This window comes from Rahnella aquatilis CIP 78.65 = ATCC 33071 (genome assembly GCF_000241955.1).
In the GTDB taxonomy this organism is placed as follows: Bacteria; Pseudomonadota; Gammaproteobacteria; order Enterobacterales; family Enterobacteriaceae; genus Rahnella; species Rahnella aquatilis.
Genome location: NC_016818.1, coordinates 2031610 through 2048880, shown reverse-complemented (window position 1 = coordinate 2048880; position 17271 = coordinate 2031610). Strand labels below are relative to the sequence as shown.

General features: G+C 56.0%; 16 protein-coding genes. 9 read left to right on the top strand and 7 right to left on the bottom strand.

Annotated features, from left to right (window positions below; genetic code table 11):
- Window positions 1-46: 46 nt before the first annotated feature.
- Window positions 47-586, bottom strand: a complete 540-nt coding sequence (locus tag RAHAQ2_RS09380; RefSeq protein WP_015696994.1) for a DUF2058 domain-containing protein — start codon at window positions 584-586, stop codon at window positions 47-49.
- A 224-nt stretch (window positions 587-810) separates the two neighbouring features.
- Here RAHAQ2_RS09380 and RAHAQ2_RS09375 point away from each other — a divergent pair, with 224 nt between their 5' ends.
- On the top strand, window positions 811-999 hold the full coding sequence (locus tag RAHAQ2_RS09375) for a YjfB family protein (protein WP_015696993.1): 189 nt from the start codon (window positions 811-813) through the stop codon (window positions 997-999).
- A 59-nt stretch (window positions 1000-1058) separates the two neighbouring features.
- Here RAHAQ2_RS09375 and RAHAQ2_RS09370 read toward each other — a convergent pair whose 3' ends face one another.
- The 4 genes from RAHAQ2_RS09370 to RAHAQ2_RS09355 all read right to left on the bottom strand — a co-directional run bounded on the left by RAHAQ2_RS09370 (window position 1059) and on the right by RAHAQ2_RS09355 (window position 5704).
- Window positions 1059-2063 carry an isopenicillin N synthase family dioxygenase gene (locus RAHAQ2_RS09370; RefSeq protein ID WP_015696992.1) on the bottom strand — a complete coding sequence of 335 codons (1005 nt, stop codon included), beginning with the start codon at window positions 2061-2063 and terminating at the stop codon, window positions 1059-1061.
- Window positions 2064-2090: 27 nt separating this feature from the next.
- Window positions 2091-3518, bottom strand: a complete 1428-nt coding sequence (locus RAHAQ2_RS09365) for an amidohydrolase family protein (RefSeq protein ID WP_015696991.1) — start codon at window positions 3516-3518, stop codon at window positions 2091-2093.
- 11 nt (window positions 3519-3529) lie between these two features.
- Window positions 3530-4519 carry an ABC transporter substrate-binding protein gene (locus RAHAQ2_RS09360; protein ID WP_015696990.1) on the bottom strand — a complete coding sequence of 330 codons (990 nt, stop codon included), beginning with the start codon at window positions 4517-4519 and terminating at the stop codon, window positions 3530-3532.
- Between the two features lie 261 nt (window positions 4520-4780).
- A complete protein-coding gene (locus RAHAQ2_RS09355) occupies window positions 4781-5704 on the bottom strand; it encodes a LysR family transcriptional regulator (protein WP_015696989.1) in 924 nt (307 codons plus the stop codon).
- 213 nt (window positions 5705-5917) lie between these two features.
- On the opposite strand from RAHAQ2_RS09355, the gene RAHAQ2_RS09350 reads away from it, so the two are divergent.
- The 8 genes from RAHAQ2_RS09350 to RAHAQ2_RS09315 are packed head-to-tail and all read left to right on the top strand — an operon-like array spanning window position 5918 to window position 13624.
- Window positions 5918-6892: a PDR/VanB family oxidoreductase gene (locus tag RAHAQ2_RS09350; RefSeq protein WP_015696988.1), complete on the top strand. Its 975-nt coding sequence runs from the start codon at window positions 5918-5920 to the stop codon at window positions 6890-6892.
- Window positions 6893-6912: 20 nt separating this feature from the next.
- A complete protein-coding gene (locus RAHAQ2_RS09345; RefSeq protein WP_015696987.1) occupies window positions 6913-8193 on the top strand; it encodes an amidohydrolase family protein in 1281 nt (426 codons plus the stop codon).
- Window positions 8183-8644: a RidA family protein gene (locus tag RAHAQ2_RS09340; protein WP_015696986.1), complete on the top strand. Its 462-nt coding sequence runs from the start codon at window positions 8183-8185 to the stop codon at window positions 8642-8644. The genes RAHAQ2_RS09345 and RAHAQ2_RS09340 overlap by 11 nt, the downstream gene beginning before the upstream one ends.
- A gap of 29 nt (window positions 8645-8673) precedes the next feature.
- Window positions 8674-9555 carry a creatininase family protein gene (locus RAHAQ2_RS09335; protein WP_015696985.1) on the top strand — a complete coding sequence of 294 codons (882 nt, stop codon included), beginning with the start codon at window positions 8674-8676 and terminating at the stop codon, window positions 9553-9555.
- 13 nt (window positions 9556-9568) lie between these two features.
- Window positions 9569-10552, top strand: a complete 984-nt coding sequence (locus RAHAQ2_RS09330) for an ABC transporter substrate-binding protein (protein ID WP_015696984.1) — start codon at window positions 9569-9571, stop codon at window positions 10550-10552.
- Window positions 10549-11376: an ABC transporter ATP-binding protein gene (locus RAHAQ2_RS09325; protein ID WP_015696983.1), complete on the top strand. Its 828-nt coding sequence runs from the start codon at window positions 10549-10551 to the stop codon at window positions 11374-11376. Before RAHAQ2_RS09330 ends, RAHAQ2_RS09325 begins: the two co-directional genes overlap by 4 nt.
- Window positions 11377-11380: 4 nt before the next feature.
- Window positions 11381-12196, top strand: coding sequence for an ABC transporter permease (locus tag RAHAQ2_RS09320; protein ID WP_015696982.1), 816 nt, complete (start codon window positions 11381-11383; stop codon window positions 12194-12196).
- 27 nt (window positions 12197-12223) lie between these two features.
- A complete protein-coding gene (locus RAHAQ2_RS09315; protein ID WP_015696981.1) occupies window positions 12224-13624 on the top strand; it encodes an FAD-binding oxidoreductase in 1401 nt (466 codons plus the stop codon).
- Window positions 13625-13683: 59 nt separating this feature from the next.
- On the opposite strand, the gene katG is transcribed toward RAHAQ2_RS09315, so the two are convergent.
- Both katG and RAHAQ2_RS09305 read right to left on the bottom strand, forming a co-directional pair.
- A complete protein-coding gene (gene katG, locus RAHAQ2_RS09310) occupies window positions 13684-15894 on the bottom strand; it encodes a catalase/peroxidase HPI (protein ID WP_015696980.1) in 2211 nt (736 codons plus the stop codon).
- A 261-nt stretch (window positions 15895-16155) separates the two neighbouring features.
- A complete protein-coding gene (locus tag RAHAQ2_RS09305; protein ID WP_015696979.1) occupies window positions 16156-17181 on the bottom strand; it encodes an LLM class flavin-dependent oxidoreductase in 1026 nt (341 codons plus the stop codon).
- Window positions 17182-17271 lie beyond the last annotated feature (90 nt).

Below are 17271 nucleotides of genomic sequence, written 5' to 3'. Positions count from 1 at the left end.
TTTAATGCCCGTTATTTATTCGGTAGATCTCCCGAGGAAATCGCCATTACCACATCAGATCATCAGGCACTTTGAAATCAGCATACGGATCTTCTTCATCCTGCTCTTCCTGACTCAGCGCACTGTTTAAGACAATACTGCTGGCATCACGCTGGGCAATTTTATCTGCGACGCTGGCGGGGATAATGGCGTACTGACTTTCGCCACGGTTATCAGCCACCAGACGTGCGATGGCAAGACGGCCACTGATCAGCTGAGACTGCGTTGCCTTATCCACCACCAATTTTTTAATCAGATTATTATCGGTGAAGTTAAAATCAATATTCCCTGCTGAAATGACGATTTTATTCATTTCAATCAGTTGCTTCACCTGCGCTTTATATTCTTTAGATAACGCGGCTTGTTTTTGTTGTTCGCTCAGCTGCCTGTCACGTTCCATCTGCGCTTTTTTATTTTCTTCCACCGCCTCTCTGGCCTCGCGTGCCTGAACGCGTGATTTTTTCGCCGTTCTCTGCACTTTGTCCATCTTTTTGCTGGTCACTAATCCCGCTTTCAGCAGTTGTTCTTGTAAGGAGAGTTTTGTCATTTTCGTTTCTAAATCCGTTGAATAATTTGTGCGATTATAACCGTAATTCCTGAGGCGATACAGGCTACCGGGCCTTTTCCCCTTGCGTCCGGGATCGGGAGAGCCTTTAAGCGACTGCGACCTCAACAGTATTTACCTCTACAGTTATTGCGCAAACTGCCGATAACCTTACAGCTCCACGCCCGGAGCAGTTCCTTTTATGTTGTACCGAACAGGAGAACAAAATGGATGTTTCGCAAATTGCATCGCTGGCGACCAGCCTTAATAGCCTGGATACCAGCACTCAGGTCAACAACATCCTGCTGAAAAAGTCGCTGGATAGTCAGCAGACGGCAGTGACCAGCATGATTGACTCGATCCCCGCGTTACCTGCTAATCCGGCAATCGGTCGCAATATCAATACCACCGCCTGACTGATACAAAAAAGCCCGCGTGAGTAAACTCAGCGGGCTTTTTTTGCTTTCAGATCCCCTTATCCTTTCGCGAAATTCGCCTGAATTCGCTGCTGCAGATAGTCTTCGGCGCTGATGGCCGGATATTTCGCCTGCGGTCCCAGAATTTCGACGTCTTTGTTGGCCTGGCAGAAAAACGCCAGGCTGTAGCGCGCGCCCTGATATTCGCCGGGCAGCGGGTTTCTTACCCGATGGAAATTGGAAGGCAACTGATCGTCGCTCCAGCGCATCAGCATGTCGCCAATATTGCAGGTGATCACCTCTTCGCGCGGTTCGATACTGGTCCACTGCTGACTTTCGCGATCTTTGCCCGGACACACCTGTAAGCCGCCCTGACCGGGACGCTGGAAAAGCAGTGTCAGGCAATCGAAATCAGTGTGCGCACCGGCACGCCACATCCCCTGCTCCGATTGTTCGGTAGCATAGTAGTGCAGCATGCGCAGCGTACTCTGATAGCTTTGCTGATCTGGATTGTGCGCCTGCTCGAAAAAGTGCTCCGGGAAACCCAGCTTGAGCGCAAAACAGGAAAGCAATTTCATGCCCAGTTGCCAGCACTGTGACTCAAAACTCAGCATGGTCTGTTTAAAAGCAGGCAACTCCTGTTCGCCGGGCCACAGCGACGCCATCAGCGGACGGGTGATCTGATAGGACTCTTTCTGATCCGGCGTTTTGGTCGACGGGCGCACCTGAGACTTATTTTCCCAGCCGGCGTTACGCGCCAGCGGATATTGCGCTTTGACTTCGTCGGGCAGCGAGAAGAAATCTTCCGTCATGCTGAATGCCTGACGAATATCGTCCAGCGCAATGCCGTGGTTGCTCACCTGAAAGAAACCGATTTCGACGGCTGCCAGCCAGAGTTCATCGGCGATCTCGCTTTTACGGTTTTCGAAATCAGAGAGATCGATGCAGCGAACTTCGCGGGCAAACGTCTCTTCGCCCATCGCGCCCATTCCCGCTTCTTTTTCCAGTTCCTGTAATGCATAACCTGATGCCTGAGCGGATGAGGTGTGAGTGGATTGTGTCATTTTTTTATCCTTCATAATCAATAGGGTTCAACCCGCAGCGCGCTGTTGCAGGGTTCGGACGGCAGACATTGCCTCGTGGCGCATGGCCTCCAGATCAAGACCGGGGATGACATCGTTTTCGACGATAACGCGGCCCTTGATCATCAGCGCCTTAAGTGACGCGCGGCCGCCGCAGGCTACCGGCCCGATCGCCATGTCATGCAGGCCGAAGTAACGTGGGTCGTCCAGCCGGTAAATGGCGATATCTGCCAGCATGCCCACCTGCACGGTGCCGCTCTGTTGCAGGCCGAGGATTTGCGCCCCGCCCGCGCTGCCCCAGCGCACCACGTCTTCGATGGATGCCGCATCGCCGCCGCCTTCAAAGGTGCCGCCGTCATAGCGCGGCTTCGCCAGCATGCCTTTTCGGGCACGTTGCAACAGCCACGCGGCATGCGCCTCACTTTGCATATCCGCGGCTTCGTTCGATGCCGCGCCGTCAACGCCCAGCGAAACCGGAACGCCAGCCTGCTCCAGCGCCAGCAGATCGGCGATGCCGCTGCCCAGACGCCCGTTGCTTTGCGGACAATGCGCAATGCCGGTGCGGGTTTGTCCCAGTATCGCAATCTCCTGCGGCAGTAACTTCACCAGATGCGCAAACCACACGTCGTCCCCCAGCCAGTCGTGTTCCGCACAAAACTGCACCGGCGTCATGTCGAATTTAGCGCGCGCCGCATCAAGATAATCCACGGTTTCCGACAAATGACTGTGCAGCCGGATGCCTAAACGGCGCGCCAGTTTCGCCATTTCACGCAACTGCGCGCCGGGCGCAGAATGCAGCAGCGTGGTCGGTGCCATCACTACACGACGCAGAGACGCCGGTTGCGGATCGTGATAGCGGCCAACCAGCCGTTCCATGTCCGCCATATAGTGGTCGAAATTTTCCGGTCGCAGCGCTTGCGGTAAATCCTGCTCAATCGCCCGTCCCTGCGTTGCGCCGCCCCGGCACAACACAATGCGCATGCCCAGCGCTTCCCCTTCACTGAACAGAATGTCCGAGGTATCGAACGGCATATCCGGCCAGTAAAGGTAATTGTGATCCGCCACGGTGGCGCAGCCGGAACGCAGCAGTTCGGTCAGGCCGATACGCACCGCAAGGCGAAACGTGGATTCATCAAACGTGGCGCGAAAGCGATACGGCGTCGCGCTTAACCACGCGGTCAGACTTTTGTTCAGCCCCTGTGGCTCGCCTTTGAGCAAGGACTGAAACAGATGATGGTGAGTATTCACCCAGGCCGGATAGACCACGCAGTCACGCGCATCAATCAGCCGCTCGTCGGGCAGCGCCGTCAGGGAACCGATCGCGCCGATAACACCATCGCGGACGCGAATATCCGGTCCTGCGTGACGCGCTTTTTCTCCCGGCAGACCGGTGAGGATGGCGTGCGCATTTTTAATCAGTAAAGAGTCAGATGACATCGCAACGCTCCTCAGGGTTTAACCTGCATGTGCTCAACAAATTCGGTGGTATACGCCTGCTTCCAGTCGGTATCCGCATTCAGCAGTTTGGCGCTGACCATGAAATCACGGGTTTTCTGCCAGCGGGCTTCGGTCATGGTGCCCCAGCCCTGCGTCGCTGCATCGCCGCCATCAATCAGGTGATGTTCTTTGATTTGCTGAACACCCCAGGCCAGCAGGTCGTCGGTCATCTTCGGGTTGTCTTTTTTGATCAGCGCGTTGCCCGGTGCCGGGTTTTGCAGATAACTCACCCAGCCTTCCATCGACGCCTGCACAAATTTCGCCATTGCCTCTTTACGGCTGCTGATAAGGTCCGGACGGGTGATCAGGATCCCGCCGTAAGGCGGATAGCCATGCTCCGAGAAGAGGAAGAAATTGGATTTCACGCCAGCCTTCTGCGCCTGAAACACTTCAGAACTGACGTACGCCTGCTGCGCTACATTTTCGTCAGCAACAAACGGCTGAATGTTGAAGGTATAGGGGCGCACCTGTGCATCCCTGAGCTGATAACGCGCCCTGAGCCACGGCCACCAGGTTGATTGACCGGAACTGGAAACCAGAATGGTTTTATCTTTCAGGCCATCCAGGGAGGTGACGGAGGCATGGGTCAGTAAACCCTGCGGGTCGTACTGAAAGGGAGCAGCGATAGCTTTGGCCTGAAAACCGCGCTGTACAGATTCGAGCAACTGGAGGTCATAACCGATGATCACGTTAGCGCGTTTTGACAACAGTAACTGCATGCCGTTGATCTGCGGGCCGCCGGACTGAATACTGACATCCAGCCCGTAACGTTTATAAATGCCTGTCGCCAGCGCCTGATAATAGCCGCCCTGCTCGGCCTGGGCGTACCACGAGGTCAGCAAGGCGATTTTCTCATCGGCACTTGCCGACAGGGAAAATGATCCAAGAACCAGCGTGCTCAGCACGCAGCAAGACAGGGGAATGCGGGATATTGACTTCATTGCTCCTCTCCTAATCATCGCCGGAGGGGGGACAAGCAAACGCGGCTCAGCCCCCTGACCGGCTCAAAATGAACCGCGAAATGGTTGCTGAGCAATGTCCCGCGCAGTTGCCTGCACTGACCGCTTCTACTCACATTAAGCTATACAAAAAGGATGCCAACTTCGCTGATGCGCCTCCCGTGCGCTTTGCCGGGGGATCTGACCTGTGCGCTCTGCAACCTTTGATTCACCACAGAGCGCGAAGCACCAAAACAGTGCAAATCAATGCCGGTCGCCCCCCGTTGTCGGGATCTGACTGAACAACATCTCCAGTTGTTTGAGCATCATTGAGGCGGCCAGGGAAAGTTGTCGGGCAGGGGCAACGCACAGGGAAAGCGTGAAGGTTTTTAACTGCGGATCGGTCAGCGGAATAAACCGCAACTCGTCGTTGTGCACCTCATCCATAATGTCGAGCCAGCACAGAATGCCGATGCCCATTCTCTCCTTAATCAGCGAGCGGATCATGTGGATGTTATTCGATACCGCGACCTCGTGGATCCTATCGCCATTGATATTCATCAGTGCCTGAACCGGTTCGGCCAGCATCAGCGGCGCGGCGGGCAGGATAAACGGGTATTCCATGCACTGATTAAAACGCACGCCGCTTCTGTCGCCAAGCGGATGCCCCTTCGGCACCACAACCCCCAACTCGATTTCGGCAAAAGCCCGCACCTGCAACTCGCGGGAACTTTGCGGATTCAGCATCAGTCCGAAATCGGCATCGCCTGAAATCAGTGCCTGCTGAATATCCACGTTGTTCATGGTCGTCAGTGTGAATGAGATGTTCGGATAATCGAGATGCACCTTTTTGAGCATCGATGAGAAAAACTGCCGGTTGATGGCATCGATGGTGGCAATCCGCACATGCCCGCGCCGCAACCCGCGCAGGTCATCGAGCTGTTCGCAGACACGTGAAAAATCCTTTTTCCAGTTACTGGCGGCATGCAGCAATAGCTCTCCGGCCGCCGTCAGCCGCAGCCCGGTGGGATGCCGCTCAAACAGCGGCATGGCTAATTCTTTTTCAACCCGCAATATCTGCCGGTCAATGGATGATGCGGCCACATGCAGGGTTTCGGACGCCTTACGAAACGATCCCTGGCGGGCAACCTCAGTGAAGTACAGCAGAAAACGGGAGAATGCGAACATAATGAGTGCTCTCTTTTATGCAACGGGACGTGCGAATCAAAGCGCTGGACGCAACAGTTTTATAACAATAACGTAGCTTTCATTGCAACGGGAACAATCGTTTCATCACTTTTCAGGCTGACCCTGTGCAGTAATGCGGGTTAAGACAGCAGGTTATGCGGCGAACGAATGAATTTCCCTTTTATGAATGATTCACCAGAGCAAATACGGTAAATGACGATGAAAGATGCCGGATTAATTCCTGTCACTATTAAAACCGCCGACATCAACGGTGTCGGGAATATTTCCTTGCAGCTTATTGCGCAGCAGGGGAATTTATTACCGGCTTATTTACCGGGCGCGCACATTGACGTTTTTATTCCTGATCTCGGCCCGCGCCAGTATTCTTTATGCAGTGAAAACAGCCGCGGTGAATATTATGAAATATGCGTAAAACTGGCGGAAAACTCCACCGGCGGCTCGCACTTCATCCATCATCATTTCAGCCCCGGCGATAACCTGACGATCTCGGCACCGCGCAATCATTTCCCGCTGCCGCAGGCCGGGCGATATTTACTGTTTGCCGGGGGGATCGGCATCACACCCTTGCTGGCAATGGCAGAACATATGGCGCAGCAAAAGATTGAATTTGAACTGCATTATTATGTCTCGGACAGTGAAAAAGCCGCGTTTCTCCCGCGTTTAACCGCGCCTGCATTAGCCAGGCACGTTTTTTTGCATGACAGCAGCGCAAACGATTCCCTGCGCAACAATACACCGCTGAGTTTGTGTCAGCCGGATGAGAATACGCAGGTGCTGGCCTGCGGCCCGGACGGGTTTATTCAGCGACTTAACGATATTATGCAGACGCATCACTGGCAGGAAAACCAATTATCTTTTGAGCGTTTCAGTAATGCGAATCTGAATAATGATGCAGGCGGTCAGGCATTTCATATTCAGCTCGGCACCGGCGGGCAACGGTATTTAGTCGGCCCGCACCAGACGATTGCCGAAGTCCTATTAAGTGCCGGGGTCGATATTATGCTGTCGTGCGAACAGGGTATTTGCGGCTCCTGTATTACTGACGTTATCGACGGTATTCCCGATCACCGCGACTGCGTGCTGACCGAAGAAGAGAAAGCGGAGAACACGCAGATTACGCTGTGCTGTTCGCGTTCCCAAAGCCCCGTTCTGGTCCTCGACCTGTAATGTCAACGCGGAGCCTGACGATGAACATTTCGACCCCCGCAGCAGCGCTTAAAGGCATTGCCAACGTTCGCCTCCCGGCGTGGTTACTTCCTGAGAACTGGCCTTTACAAAATGGCGAGCCGGTTACGGCAGATGTGCGCTTTCACGCGGGCAAAATTTCCTCGCTGATGCCTGCCCTGCCGTCTCAGGACGATCTGTGGAACGTGCACGGTGCGCTGGCGCTGCCGGGGCTGGTGGAACCCCATGCGCATCTCGATAAAACCTTCACCCTTGCCCGCAGCCGTCCGTCAAAACCCGGTCTGCTGGCGGCCATTGAAACCCTGCATCAGGACCGTCAGCACTGGACGGCGGCTGACCTTCGCCAGCGTGCAGGCAAGGGGCTGGCCTGGGCGGCGGCTAACGGTGTGACCCGTTTGCGCACCCACATTGACTGGTTTGACGTGGTGCCGCCGCTGGCCTGGTCTGAGCTGGCCGGAATGGCGCAAGCGGGTGTCACGCTGGAGCGGGTGGCGCTGGCACCGCTGAGTTTTTTCGCAGATGCCGACGCGGCTGACCGCATTGCCCGTGCGGTCGCACAAAGCGGAAAAGACTGTCTGCTGGGCGGATTTATCCACTCCTCAAACTGGGATCCGGCGGCGATGACCCACCTGATGCGCAGCGCCTCACGCTGGCAACTGAGTCTGGATTTGCATATCGACGAGGAGCTTTCGCCGGTCGCACACGGCCTGAGCTGGCTGGCGCATTACCTGTCGGAGAACACCTTCAGCGGCCATATCTGTTGCAGCCACGGTTGCGCACTGGCCTCGGGCAGTGACCCGCAGGCGCAGAATGTGCTGAGTTTGCTGGCGGCGCAGCGCGTTACGCTAATTGCGCTGCCGATGACCAACCTGCTGTTACAGGACGCCGTGACGGGCCGCACACCGCGCCAGCGCGGCATCACCTTGCTGAAAGAAGCGCAGGCGGCGGGCATTCCGCTACTGCTCGGCTGCGATAACGTACAGGACGCTTTTTGTCCGGCAGGCAGTTATGACCCGCTGGATACGCTGAGCTGCGCCCTGTTCGCGCTTCAGCTTGAAAATGTTTTTGATCAGCAGTCGCGGCTTATCTGCGATGTCGCCGCCCTGACCGGTAATGCGCAGAGCGGCCTGCCGCTGACACCCGGCAGCGATGCCACGCTGGTTCTTTTCCCCGGCAGCGACAGCATGACCTGGCCTTTACACAGCGCGGCCCGCCTGGTTATCCGCCACGGCAGGCTGACCCATCAACGCACCTGGAATCAGGAGTTATCCCATGAGTCTTGACGCGGGAGCGGGCAAACCGCTCGCCCAATATGCCGCCTGGCGTCGCGCCGGTGATTTCGTTTTTCTCTCCGGCATTATTCCCGTTAACCCGCAGACGGCGACGATCGTGCGCGGTTTTCAGGATATCCCCGCCGAAGCGCGCCTGCTGCTGGGCGAAACCGGTGAGTTTTCCACCGACGCCAAACAGGGGCCGATCCTCGCCCAGAGCTGGTATGTACTCGAAAGCATCCGCCACACCATTGAAGATGCGGGCGGACAAATGAGCGATGTGATCAAGCTGGTGCAGTATTTTCGCAATCTCGATCACTTCCCGTATTACAGCCGGGTCAGAAAACTCTTTTACGCCGGGCAACCGCCGGTCTCCACCGTGGTGCAGGTCAGTGAAATGCTGCCTGACGCCGACGTACTGATTGAAGTGGAAGCCACTGCCTGGTTACCCCTGTCCCGCTAACCCGATAAAGTCCGACCCTGAGGTACAGCATGATTAACGGTTATATTCCCGCAGCGCGTTTTCTCCCCTTTCTGAGCTGGACAGCCATTGCTGCCCTGCCCGATAAAGCCAACACCGTGATCGTCCTGCCGACCGGTGCGATTGAGCAGCACGGGCCGCATCTGCCGTGTTCGGTTGACAGCGTGATCTCCTCCGGTGTGGCGGGCCATGCCCTGGCGCGGTTGCCGGAAGATATTCCGGCTTACGCTATTCCTCCGATCACCTACGGCAAATCTGACGAACATCTGAATTTCCCCGGCACGCTGACCCTGACCGGCGACACGCTGCTGCAGACCATTTTAGAAATTGCCGAATCCCTGTACCGCGCCGGATTCCGCAAACTATTGATGATCAACGGTCACGGCGGACAACCGCAGGTGCTGCAAATGGCCTCGCGGGAAATGCGCCTGCGTCACGGCGACATGATCATGATCCCTCACGATGTGTTTCGCGTACCCAACGTGGAAAACCAGTTTCTGAGCGCACAGGAGCAAAAAATGGCGATGCACGCCGGTCACAGCGAAACCGCTGTCATGCTGGCGCTGGCACCGGAATGTGTCCACATCGAACATGCGGTCGCCAATTATCCGCCGGAGTTCCCGTGTCCGACACTTTCCTCGGGCCGTCCTGCCGCTGCCTGGGCTTCTTATGATTTTGGTCCGAGTGGCGTGATTGGCGACCCGACCGGCGCCACCGCTGAACAGGGTCATGCGATCCTCGATTCGCTGGCGGCAAGCTGGGCGCAGGCGATCACCGAAATCCATCACATGGAATGGAAAGTCCGCAGCGAACCGACCTGGGGAAAACACCACTGGAACGGTTTTGTGCAAACCAGTTTCACGCCTCCTTCGTCTTCTTTGGTCTCCAAATAAAGGAATTCTTACGATGAAAATACGACGTACACCGGCTTACACCTTGCTTGCCCTGCTGCTGGCCGGGGTTTCCGCCACCAGCATGGCGGAAGAGAAATTCACCTTCCTGACCAACTGGTACGCACAGGCGGAGCACGGCGGTTTTTACCAGGCGCAGGCCAAAGGGCTGTACAAAACCGCCGGTCTGGATGTCAGCATCAAAATGGGCGGTCCGCAGGTCAACGTGATGCAACTGATGGCTGCCGGACAGGCTGACTGTACGCTTGGCGACAACGGTCAGGCGCTGGAAACCTGGCAGGCTGGCGTGCATGCGGTGACAGTCGCGACGGTATTCCAGCATTCGCCGACGGTGTTTATCAGCCACGACAAAGTGGAGAAAGGTCAGGAACTGAAAGACAAAACCTTCCTGCTGGCCACCGAGGCGTATACCTCGTTCTGGCCGTGGGCGAAGAGTGAACTGGGGCTGGCGGGTGCCAAAATCCGCCCGTACACCTTCAGCGTGCAGCCGTTCCTGGCCGACAATAATCTGGTTCAGCAGGGTTATGTCACCTCCGAGCCTTTCTCAATCGAAAAAGGCGGCAGGCCGTTCTACGTCTACATGCTCAGCGACTGGGGTTATCCGCCGTACGGCAACTCGATTATCTGCATGGCCGACACCGTTAAAAAACGTCCGGCGGCGGTGGCGGCCTTCGTGAAAGCCTCCATGCAGGGCTGGAAAGACTATTTGCAGGATCCGACCGCAGGCAACCAGCTTATCACTCAGGCCAACCCGCGTATGGGTGCCGACCAGATAGCCTTCGGCATCGCGCAGATGAAGAAGTATGCGCTGGTGACCGGCGGAGACGCGCAAACCAGCGGCATCGGCATCATCACTGAACCGCGTCTGAAAAAAACCTGGGACATGCTGGTGAAAAACAAGCTGATCGACGCGGATAAAGTGCCGTTTGAGCAGACTTATACCCTCGACATGATCAAAGACGCGAAGGTTATGCCATGAATTCAGCCCCTAAACTGACCGTGATGAGCGATGTCCGCTCAGCCAATCCTCCGCCCGTACCCGCCATCGAAGTGCTGTCGGCGGAGAAAATTTACAGCAACGGCACACGCGCCCTTTTGCCGGTCAATCTGACCATTAATCAGGGTGAATTCGTCACCCTGCTTGGCCCGTCGGGTTGTGGCAAAAGTACGCTGTTAAAAATGGTCGCCGGGCTGACGGAACCCAGCGACGGGAAACTGGTGCTGTGGCGGCGTGACAGTCGCGAAAAAACGCAGGTGCCGCTGTCTTTCGTGTTTCAGGAAGCCACGCTGATGCCGTGGAGCAATGTGCAAAACAACGTGCGTTTGCCGCTGGATCTCGCGGGCGTACCGCGGGCCGAAGCCAATACCCGCGTCAGCGAGGCGCTGGAACTGGTGGGGCTGGGTAAATTTGCCAAAGTCCTGCCACGCGAGTTGTCGGGCGGCATGCAGATGCGCGTCTCCATTGCCCGCGGACTGGTGACGCGTCCGAAACTGCTGCTGATGGATGAACCCTTTGGGGCGCTCGACGAAATCACCCGTAACAAGCTCGACAGCGACCTGCTGCGCCTGTGGCGGGAACAGGGTCTGACGGTGGTGTTTGTCACGCACTCGATTCATGAAGCGGTATTTCTGTCACAGCGGGTGATCATGATGGCAGCCCGTCCGGGGCGTGTGGTGGAAGATATCGCCATTACCGAGCCCTTTCCGCGCAGCGAAGATTTTCGCGTCAGTCCGGCGTTTTCACGCTATGCGAAGCAGTTGCAGGACAGCCTGCTGCAAGCCAGCCAATCGGGTATGGAGTAACGCTATGCAAACTCAAAAATCCTCTCCGTGGATCAATAACCAGACCTTTCGCAAGGTGCTGTATCCGGCAGTGGTCGCGATTGTGGTGATTTTGCTGTGGCAGGGCTGGGTGAGTTATTTCAAAATCCCCCAGTTTCTGGTGCCTTCGCCGGTAGTGATGCTGGAAAGCCTGTGGACCAACTTCGGCTCGCTGACGATGTCGCTGCTGTTTACGCTGAAAATCACCCTGATCTCGTTTTTACTGTCGATAGTCATCGGTTCGGTGGTGGCTTTCGTGCTGGTGCAAAACCGCTTTGTTGAAACTGCGTTGTTCCCGTACATCGTGTTTTTACAAGTAACGCCGATTGTCGCCATCGCGCCGCTGATCATCATCTGGGTCAAAGATACCACGCTGTCGCTGGTGGTGTGTTCGACACTGATGGCGGTGTTCCCGATCATTTCCAATACCACGCAGGGACTGCGCAGTGTCTCGCCCGGCCTGCTAAGTTATTTCCAGCTGAGCCGCGCCAGCCGTCTGCAAATCCTGATCCGGTTACGCATTCCTTCTGCCCTGCCGTATTTTTTCGGTGCGCTGCGCATTTCCAGCGGCCTGTCGCTGATTGGTGCGGTGGTCGCGGAATTTGTTGCCGGTACCGGCGGCAATAACACCGGTCTGGCCTACCAGATATTGCAGGCGGGATACCAGCTCGACATCCCGCTGATGTTTGCCGCCCTGCTGCTCATTTCACTCACCGGTATCGCGCTGTTTGGGGTGATGTCGTGGATTTCGAGGCGCGCCCTGAGCGCCTGGCATGAAAGCGAAGCCGTGCAATCTCATTAATCTCATACATTTTTTGGCAGGAAGAATATGGACAGCGAACAACGTCAACAGGCGCTTGCCCTGATTCAGCAGGCGCTCCCGGATCTCGACTGGACTTTGCAGTCGCCCAAGGTCAAGCGCCTTTCGCGCGATTTTCACTGGTTCAGCCCGGTGCTGAAGCGGCAACTGGAAGACAAACAGGCCGATGCCGTGGTCAGGCCGCGCAGCGAAGAAGAGCTGAGTTTACTGGTGCAGGCCTGCGTTAAGCATCAGTTACCGCTGATTTTGCGCGGCGGCGCGACCGGTAACTACGGCCAGCTGGTGCCGCTGGAAGGCGGAATTCTGGTGGACATGACCGGCTTTGATCAGATCTGCGAACTGGGTAACGGCGTGGTGCGTGCCCAGGCGGGGATCCGTCTTTCCGCGATTGAAACCCTGACCCGTCCGGCAGGCTGGGAATTGCGCTGCATGCCGTCAACCTACCGGCTCGCCAGCCTCGGCGGCCTTTACGGCGGCGGCTTTGGCGGCATCGGCTCCATTAACTACGGTCCGCTCGGCGCGCCGGGCAATGTGCTCAGCGTCAAGGTCATGACCATGGAAGCCGAGCCGCGCATTCTGCACGTTCCTGCGCCGCAGGCATTACTGCTGCATCATGCTTACGGCAGCAACGGCATTGTACTGGAGGTTGAACTGGCGCTGGCACCGGTTCACTCGTGGACTGAACGGCTGGACGTGTTCGATGACTTCACCGACGCACTCGATTATGCCAATGCAATTGCCCGTTCGCCGGGGCTGGTCAAGCGCCAGCTTGCGCTGTTTGCCGCGCCGATCCCGTCTTATTTCAGTCATCTGAACGGGCATTATCAGGCCAGTCAGCATGCGGTGATTAGCGTGATTGCGCAGGAAAGCGAAGGGTTTTGTGCCGGTCTGCTGGAAAAATACCGTGGACACAGCGCGGTACGGCAGTCTGCCGATGTGGCGCGTGAGGCCAATGCGTCACTGATGGAATATTGCTGGAACCATACCACGCTGCACGCACTGAAAATCGACAGCTCCCTGACCTATTTACAGACGGCGTTTAATCATGCGAATTATCGTCAGCAGATTATCGATATGGCGGCGCTGTTGGGTGACGAGGTTATTTCGCATATTGAATTCCTGCGTGACAATGACGGCAATATCACCGCCAGCGGCTTACAACTGGTTCGTTATTCTACCGAAGAAAGGCTGAATGAAATAATGAACATCTTCCGTGATAATGGCGTGAAAATAAATAATCCTCACGTTTATCACATTGAAGATGGCAAACAGGGAGAAATTAAACCTGACGTCGTTTCCGTTAAAAAGTGTCTTGACCCCGGCGGGTTACTTAATCCCGGCAAGCTCCGGGGCTGGGAGGTACGCGACTCACTGGTATTAGATAACAATCCCCTGCTATTGCGTGACTGAAAAAAAGCCCGCTTAAGAAAATTTAAGCGGGCTTTTTGCTTTCAAACTATCCGTTCAAATCAGAGTTCGAATCTGTCGAGATCCATCACTTTGGTCCAGGCGGCGACAAAGTCTTTCACGAATTTCTCTTTGGCATCACTGCTGGCATACACCTCCGCGTTGGCACGTAATACCGCATTCGAGCCGAACACCAGATCGGCACGCGTGGCGGCGAACCTGACTTCTCCGCTGACGCGGTCACGGCCTTCAAAACGCTCACCGGAGCCGTCGGCGGCTTTCCATTCAGTGCGCATATCGAGCAGATTGACGAAGAAATCGGTGTTCAGTTCGCCGGTTTTTTCCGAGAAAATGCCGAGATTGCTGCCGTCGTAGTTTGCCCCCAGCGCACGTAATCCGCCGACCAGCACCGTTAATTCCGGCACGGTCAGGGTCAGTTGCTGCGCCTTGTCGATCAGGAGATTTTCAGTTGATGTATTGGCTGAATCACCCCGGTAGTTACGGAAACCATCCGCTTTCGGTTTCAGCAGTTCGAACGACTCAATATCGGTCTGGTCCTGACGCGCATCCACCCGGCCCGGCGTGAAAGGCACGTCGATGTCGATATGAGCCGCTTTCGCCGCCTTTTCAACACCGACCACCCCGGCCAGAACGATCACATCCGCCAGAGACACCTTCTGGAATGACTGCTGGATGGCTTCCAGAGCGGGCAGCACGCGGGCGGCAATGGCGTTCACCTCCCAGTCTCTTTGCGGGCGCAGCGCCAGACGCGCACCGTTTGCGCCGCCACGTTTGTCGCCGCCACGGAAGGTAGATGCCGAAGCCCACGCCACCGAGACCAGTTCACTGACGCTCAGGCCGGAAGCAGCGATTTTTTCTTTCAGCTGCGCGATATCGGCAACCGTCGGGTGATACACCGGAACCGGCAACGGATCCTGCCAGATTAAGTCTTCTTTTGGCACTTCCGGTCCGATATAACGCGCTTTAGGCCCCATATCGCGGTGGGTCAGTTTGTACCATGCACGGGCAAAGGCTTCGTTGAAAGCCTGCGGATCACCATGGAAACGACGCGATATTTTTTCAAACTCCGGATCAAAACGCAGGGTCAGATCGGTCACCAGCATGGTCGGTTTGCGTTTTTTCGTACTGTCGAACGGATCAGGAATAATATCCGGCGCATCGGCGGCTTCAAACTGAATCGCCCCCGCCGGACTGCGGGTTTGCACCCATTCATATTTGAACAGGTTTTCGAAGAAGTAATTGCTCCACTGTGTCGGGGTCTGCGACCAGATCACTTCCAGACCGGACGTGATGGCATCCGCACCGGCCCCGGTTCCGTGACGGTTTGCCCAGCCCAGGCCTTGTGATTCAATCGGCGCGGTTTCAGGGTCAACACCCACGTTGCTGGCATCGGCTGCACCGTGGGTTTTACCCAGGGTGTGACCACCGGCGATTAACGCGACAATCTCTTCATCGTTCATGCCCATATTGCCGAAAGTGGCACGGATTGCCGGGGCCGCCGAAGCCGGATCACCACTGTGATTCGGACCTTCCGGGTTGACGTAAATCAGCCCCATTTCCGTTGCGCCCAGCGGCGATTTAGCCAGCTCTTCGGGATGACGATGTTCCAGCCAGGTGGTTTCGTCACCCCAGTTGATATCCAGATCCGGTTCCCAGACGTCTTCACGCCCGGCACCAAAACCAAAGGTGCGGAAACCGGCGTTTTCCAGCGCGACGTTGCCCGCCAGAATGTACAGGTCGGCCCAGGAAATTTTCTGACCGTATTTTTGTTTCACCGGCCACAACAGGCGGCGCGCTTTATCCAGGCTGACGTTGTCCGGCCAGGAGTTTAACGGCGCGAAACGCTGCTGGCCGCGACCTGAACCGCCGCGTCCGTCAACGGAACGATACGTCCCGGCGCTGTGCCACGCCAGACGGATGAAAAGACCGATATAACTGCCCCAGTCGGCGGGCCACCAGGGCTGTGACGCAGTGAGCACCCCTTTGAGATCGGCTTTCAGTGCGGAGTAATCTAATTTGGCAAATTCTTTACGATAATCAAAGGATTCGCCCAACGGGTTTGAGCGATGTGAGTGCTGATTCAGCAGGTCAACCCTGAGCTGGTTAGGCCACCAGTCACGATTACTTGTCCCGCCACCTGACGCTTTATTGCTGTTGCCTTCATGAAATGGACATTTACCGGCACTGGCTTCTCTGTTTGCTTCAACAATCGGCTTTGCGTCTTTTGCTTCTTCATCAATAGAACTGCTCATGCTCACACTCCTGTTATGTAGACTCATTGCTACTCTATACGCAGATTGAAAACCGTCACATCTGAATCACCCTATGTATTTGATAGACCTTCCCTTCGGAATTTGGCGCTATTTCTGCGCATTTTCACAACAAAAATACTCCATTCCTGATTACAGCGTAGCCACTTAATCACAGAGACTTCTCCGCCAGTGTCTCAAAATGCAAAAAGCCCGCCGGTTTTCCGCCGGCGGGCCTGGGGTTTCTAAAACTTTCTTCAGCAGTTACTCACGCCAGCCCATTTCAGGGGCGACATATTTGAGGATTGACTCAATCACGTGCACGTTGTAATCGACGCCGAGCTGATTCGGGACGGTCAGCAATAACGTATCGGCTTCAGCGATCGCTTCATCCTGTTTCAGCAGTGTGATCAGCCGGTCCGGTGTCGCTGCATAGCTGCGGCCAAAAATAGCGCGGGTTTTCTCATCGAGGAACCCGACTTTGTCGCCGTCATCGCCGCTGCCACCAAAATACGCGCGGTCGCGGTCATCCATCAGGGCAAAAATACTGCGGCTGACGGAGACACGCGGTGCGCGCTCATGCCCCGCCTCCGCCCATGCCTTGCGGTATGCGCGAATTTGCTGCGCCTGTTGAATATGGAACGCCTCACCGGTTTCATCATCTTTCAGCGTGGAACTTTGCAGGTTCATGCCCAGTTTCGCCGCCCAGGCTGCGGTGGCATTCGACCCTGCGCCCCACCAGATACGTTCACGCAGCCCTTCTGAATACGGCTCAGGGCGTAACAAACCCGGCGGATTCGCAAACATCGGTTGCGGATTCGGTTTCGCAAAACCTTCGCCACGCAGGACATCAAGCAGTTTTTCTGTATGACGGCGCGCCATATCGGCTTCCGTTTCGCCTTCTTCCGGCTGATAACCAAAATAGCGCCAGCCGTCGATGACCTGCTCCGGAGAGCCACGGCTGATACCCAGTTGTAAACGCCCCCCGGAAATCAGATCCGCCGCACTGGCGCTTTCCGCCATATACAGCGGATTTTCATAACGCATATCGATAACGCCGGTACCGATCTCAATCTTGCGGGTTTTCGCGCCGATGGCGGCCAGCAACGGAAAAGGCGATGCCAGCTGGCGCGCAAAGTGATGCACCCGGAAATACGCACCATCGGCGCCCAGTTCTTCGGCGGCGACCGCCAGATCGATAGATTGCAATAAGGCATCAGCCGCCGAGCGCGTGCCCGACTGGGGTGACGGTGTCCAGTGTCCAAATGATAAAAATCCAATCTTTTTCATCGCGTCTTCATCCTCATAATCCGTGAACCTGTGCGCTGTCTCTCTCATGCGGGACAAGGCGTTGTGATGGGTTTACTTTACGCGACTCAG

Bases quoted from the DNA above. Each gene is read 5' to 3' on its own strand.
- RAHAQ2_RS09380 (WP_015696994.1), bottom strand. From the start codon at position 586: ATGACAAAACTCTCCTTACAAGAACAACTGCTGAAAGCGGGATTAGTG.
- RAHAQ2_RS09375 (WP_015696993.1), top strand. From the start codon at position 811: ATGGATGTTTCGCAAATTGCATCGCTGGCGACCAGCCTTAATAGCCTG.
- RAHAQ2_RS09370 (WP_015696992.1), bottom strand. From the start codon at position 2,063: ATGACACAATCCACTCACACCTCATCCGCTCAGGCATCAGGTTATGCA.
- RAHAQ2_RS09365 (WP_015696991.1), bottom strand. From the start codon at position 3,518: ATGTCATCTGACTCTTTACTGATTAAAAATGCGCACGCCATCCTCACC.
- RAHAQ2_RS09360 (WP_015696990.1), bottom strand. From the start codon at position 4,519: ATGAAGTCAATATCCCGCATTCCCCTGTCTTGCTGCGTGCTGAGCACG.
- RAHAQ2_RS09355 (WP_015696989.1), bottom strand. From the start codon at position 5,704: ATGTTCGCATTCTCCCGTTTTCTGCTGTACTTCACTGAGGTTGCCCGC.
- RAHAQ2_RS09350 (WP_015696988.1), top strand. From the start codon at position 5,918: ATGACGATGAAAGATGCCGGATTAATTCCTGTCACTATTAAAACCGCC.
- RAHAQ2_RS09345 (WP_015696987.1), top strand. From the start codon at position 6,913: ATGAACATTTCGACCCCCGCAGCAGCGCTTAAAGGCATTGCCAACGTT.
- RAHAQ2_RS09340 (WP_015696986.1), top strand. From the start codon at position 8,183: ATGAGTCTTGACGCGGGAGCGGGCAAACCGCTCGCCCAATATGCCGCC.
- RAHAQ2_RS09335 (WP_015696985.1), top strand. From the start codon at position 8,674: ATGATTAACGGTTATATTCCCGCAGCGCGTTTTCTCCCCTTTCTGAGC.
- RAHAQ2_RS09330 (WP_015696984.1), top strand. From the start codon at position 9,569: ATGAAAATACGACGTACACCGGCTTACACCTTGCTTGCCCTGCTGCTG.
- RAHAQ2_RS09325 (WP_015696983.1), top strand. From the start codon at position 10,549: ATGAATTCAGCCCCTAAACTGACCGTGATGAGCGATGTCCGCTCAGCC.
- RAHAQ2_RS09320 (WP_015696982.1), top strand. From the start codon at position 11,381: ATGCAAACTCAAAAATCCTCTCCGTGGATCAATAACCAGACCTTTCGC.
- RAHAQ2_RS09315 (WP_015696981.1), top strand. From the start codon at position 12,224: ATGGACAGCGAACAACGTCAACAGGCGCTTGCCCTGATTCAGCAGGCG.
- katG (WP_015696980.1), bottom strand. From the start codon at position 15,894: ATGAGCAGTTCTATTGATGAAGAAGCAAAAGACGCAAAGCCGATTGTT.
- RAHAQ2_RS09305 (WP_015696979.1), bottom strand. From the start codon at position 17,181: ATGAAAAAGATTGGATTTTTATCATTTGGACACTGGACACCGTCACCC.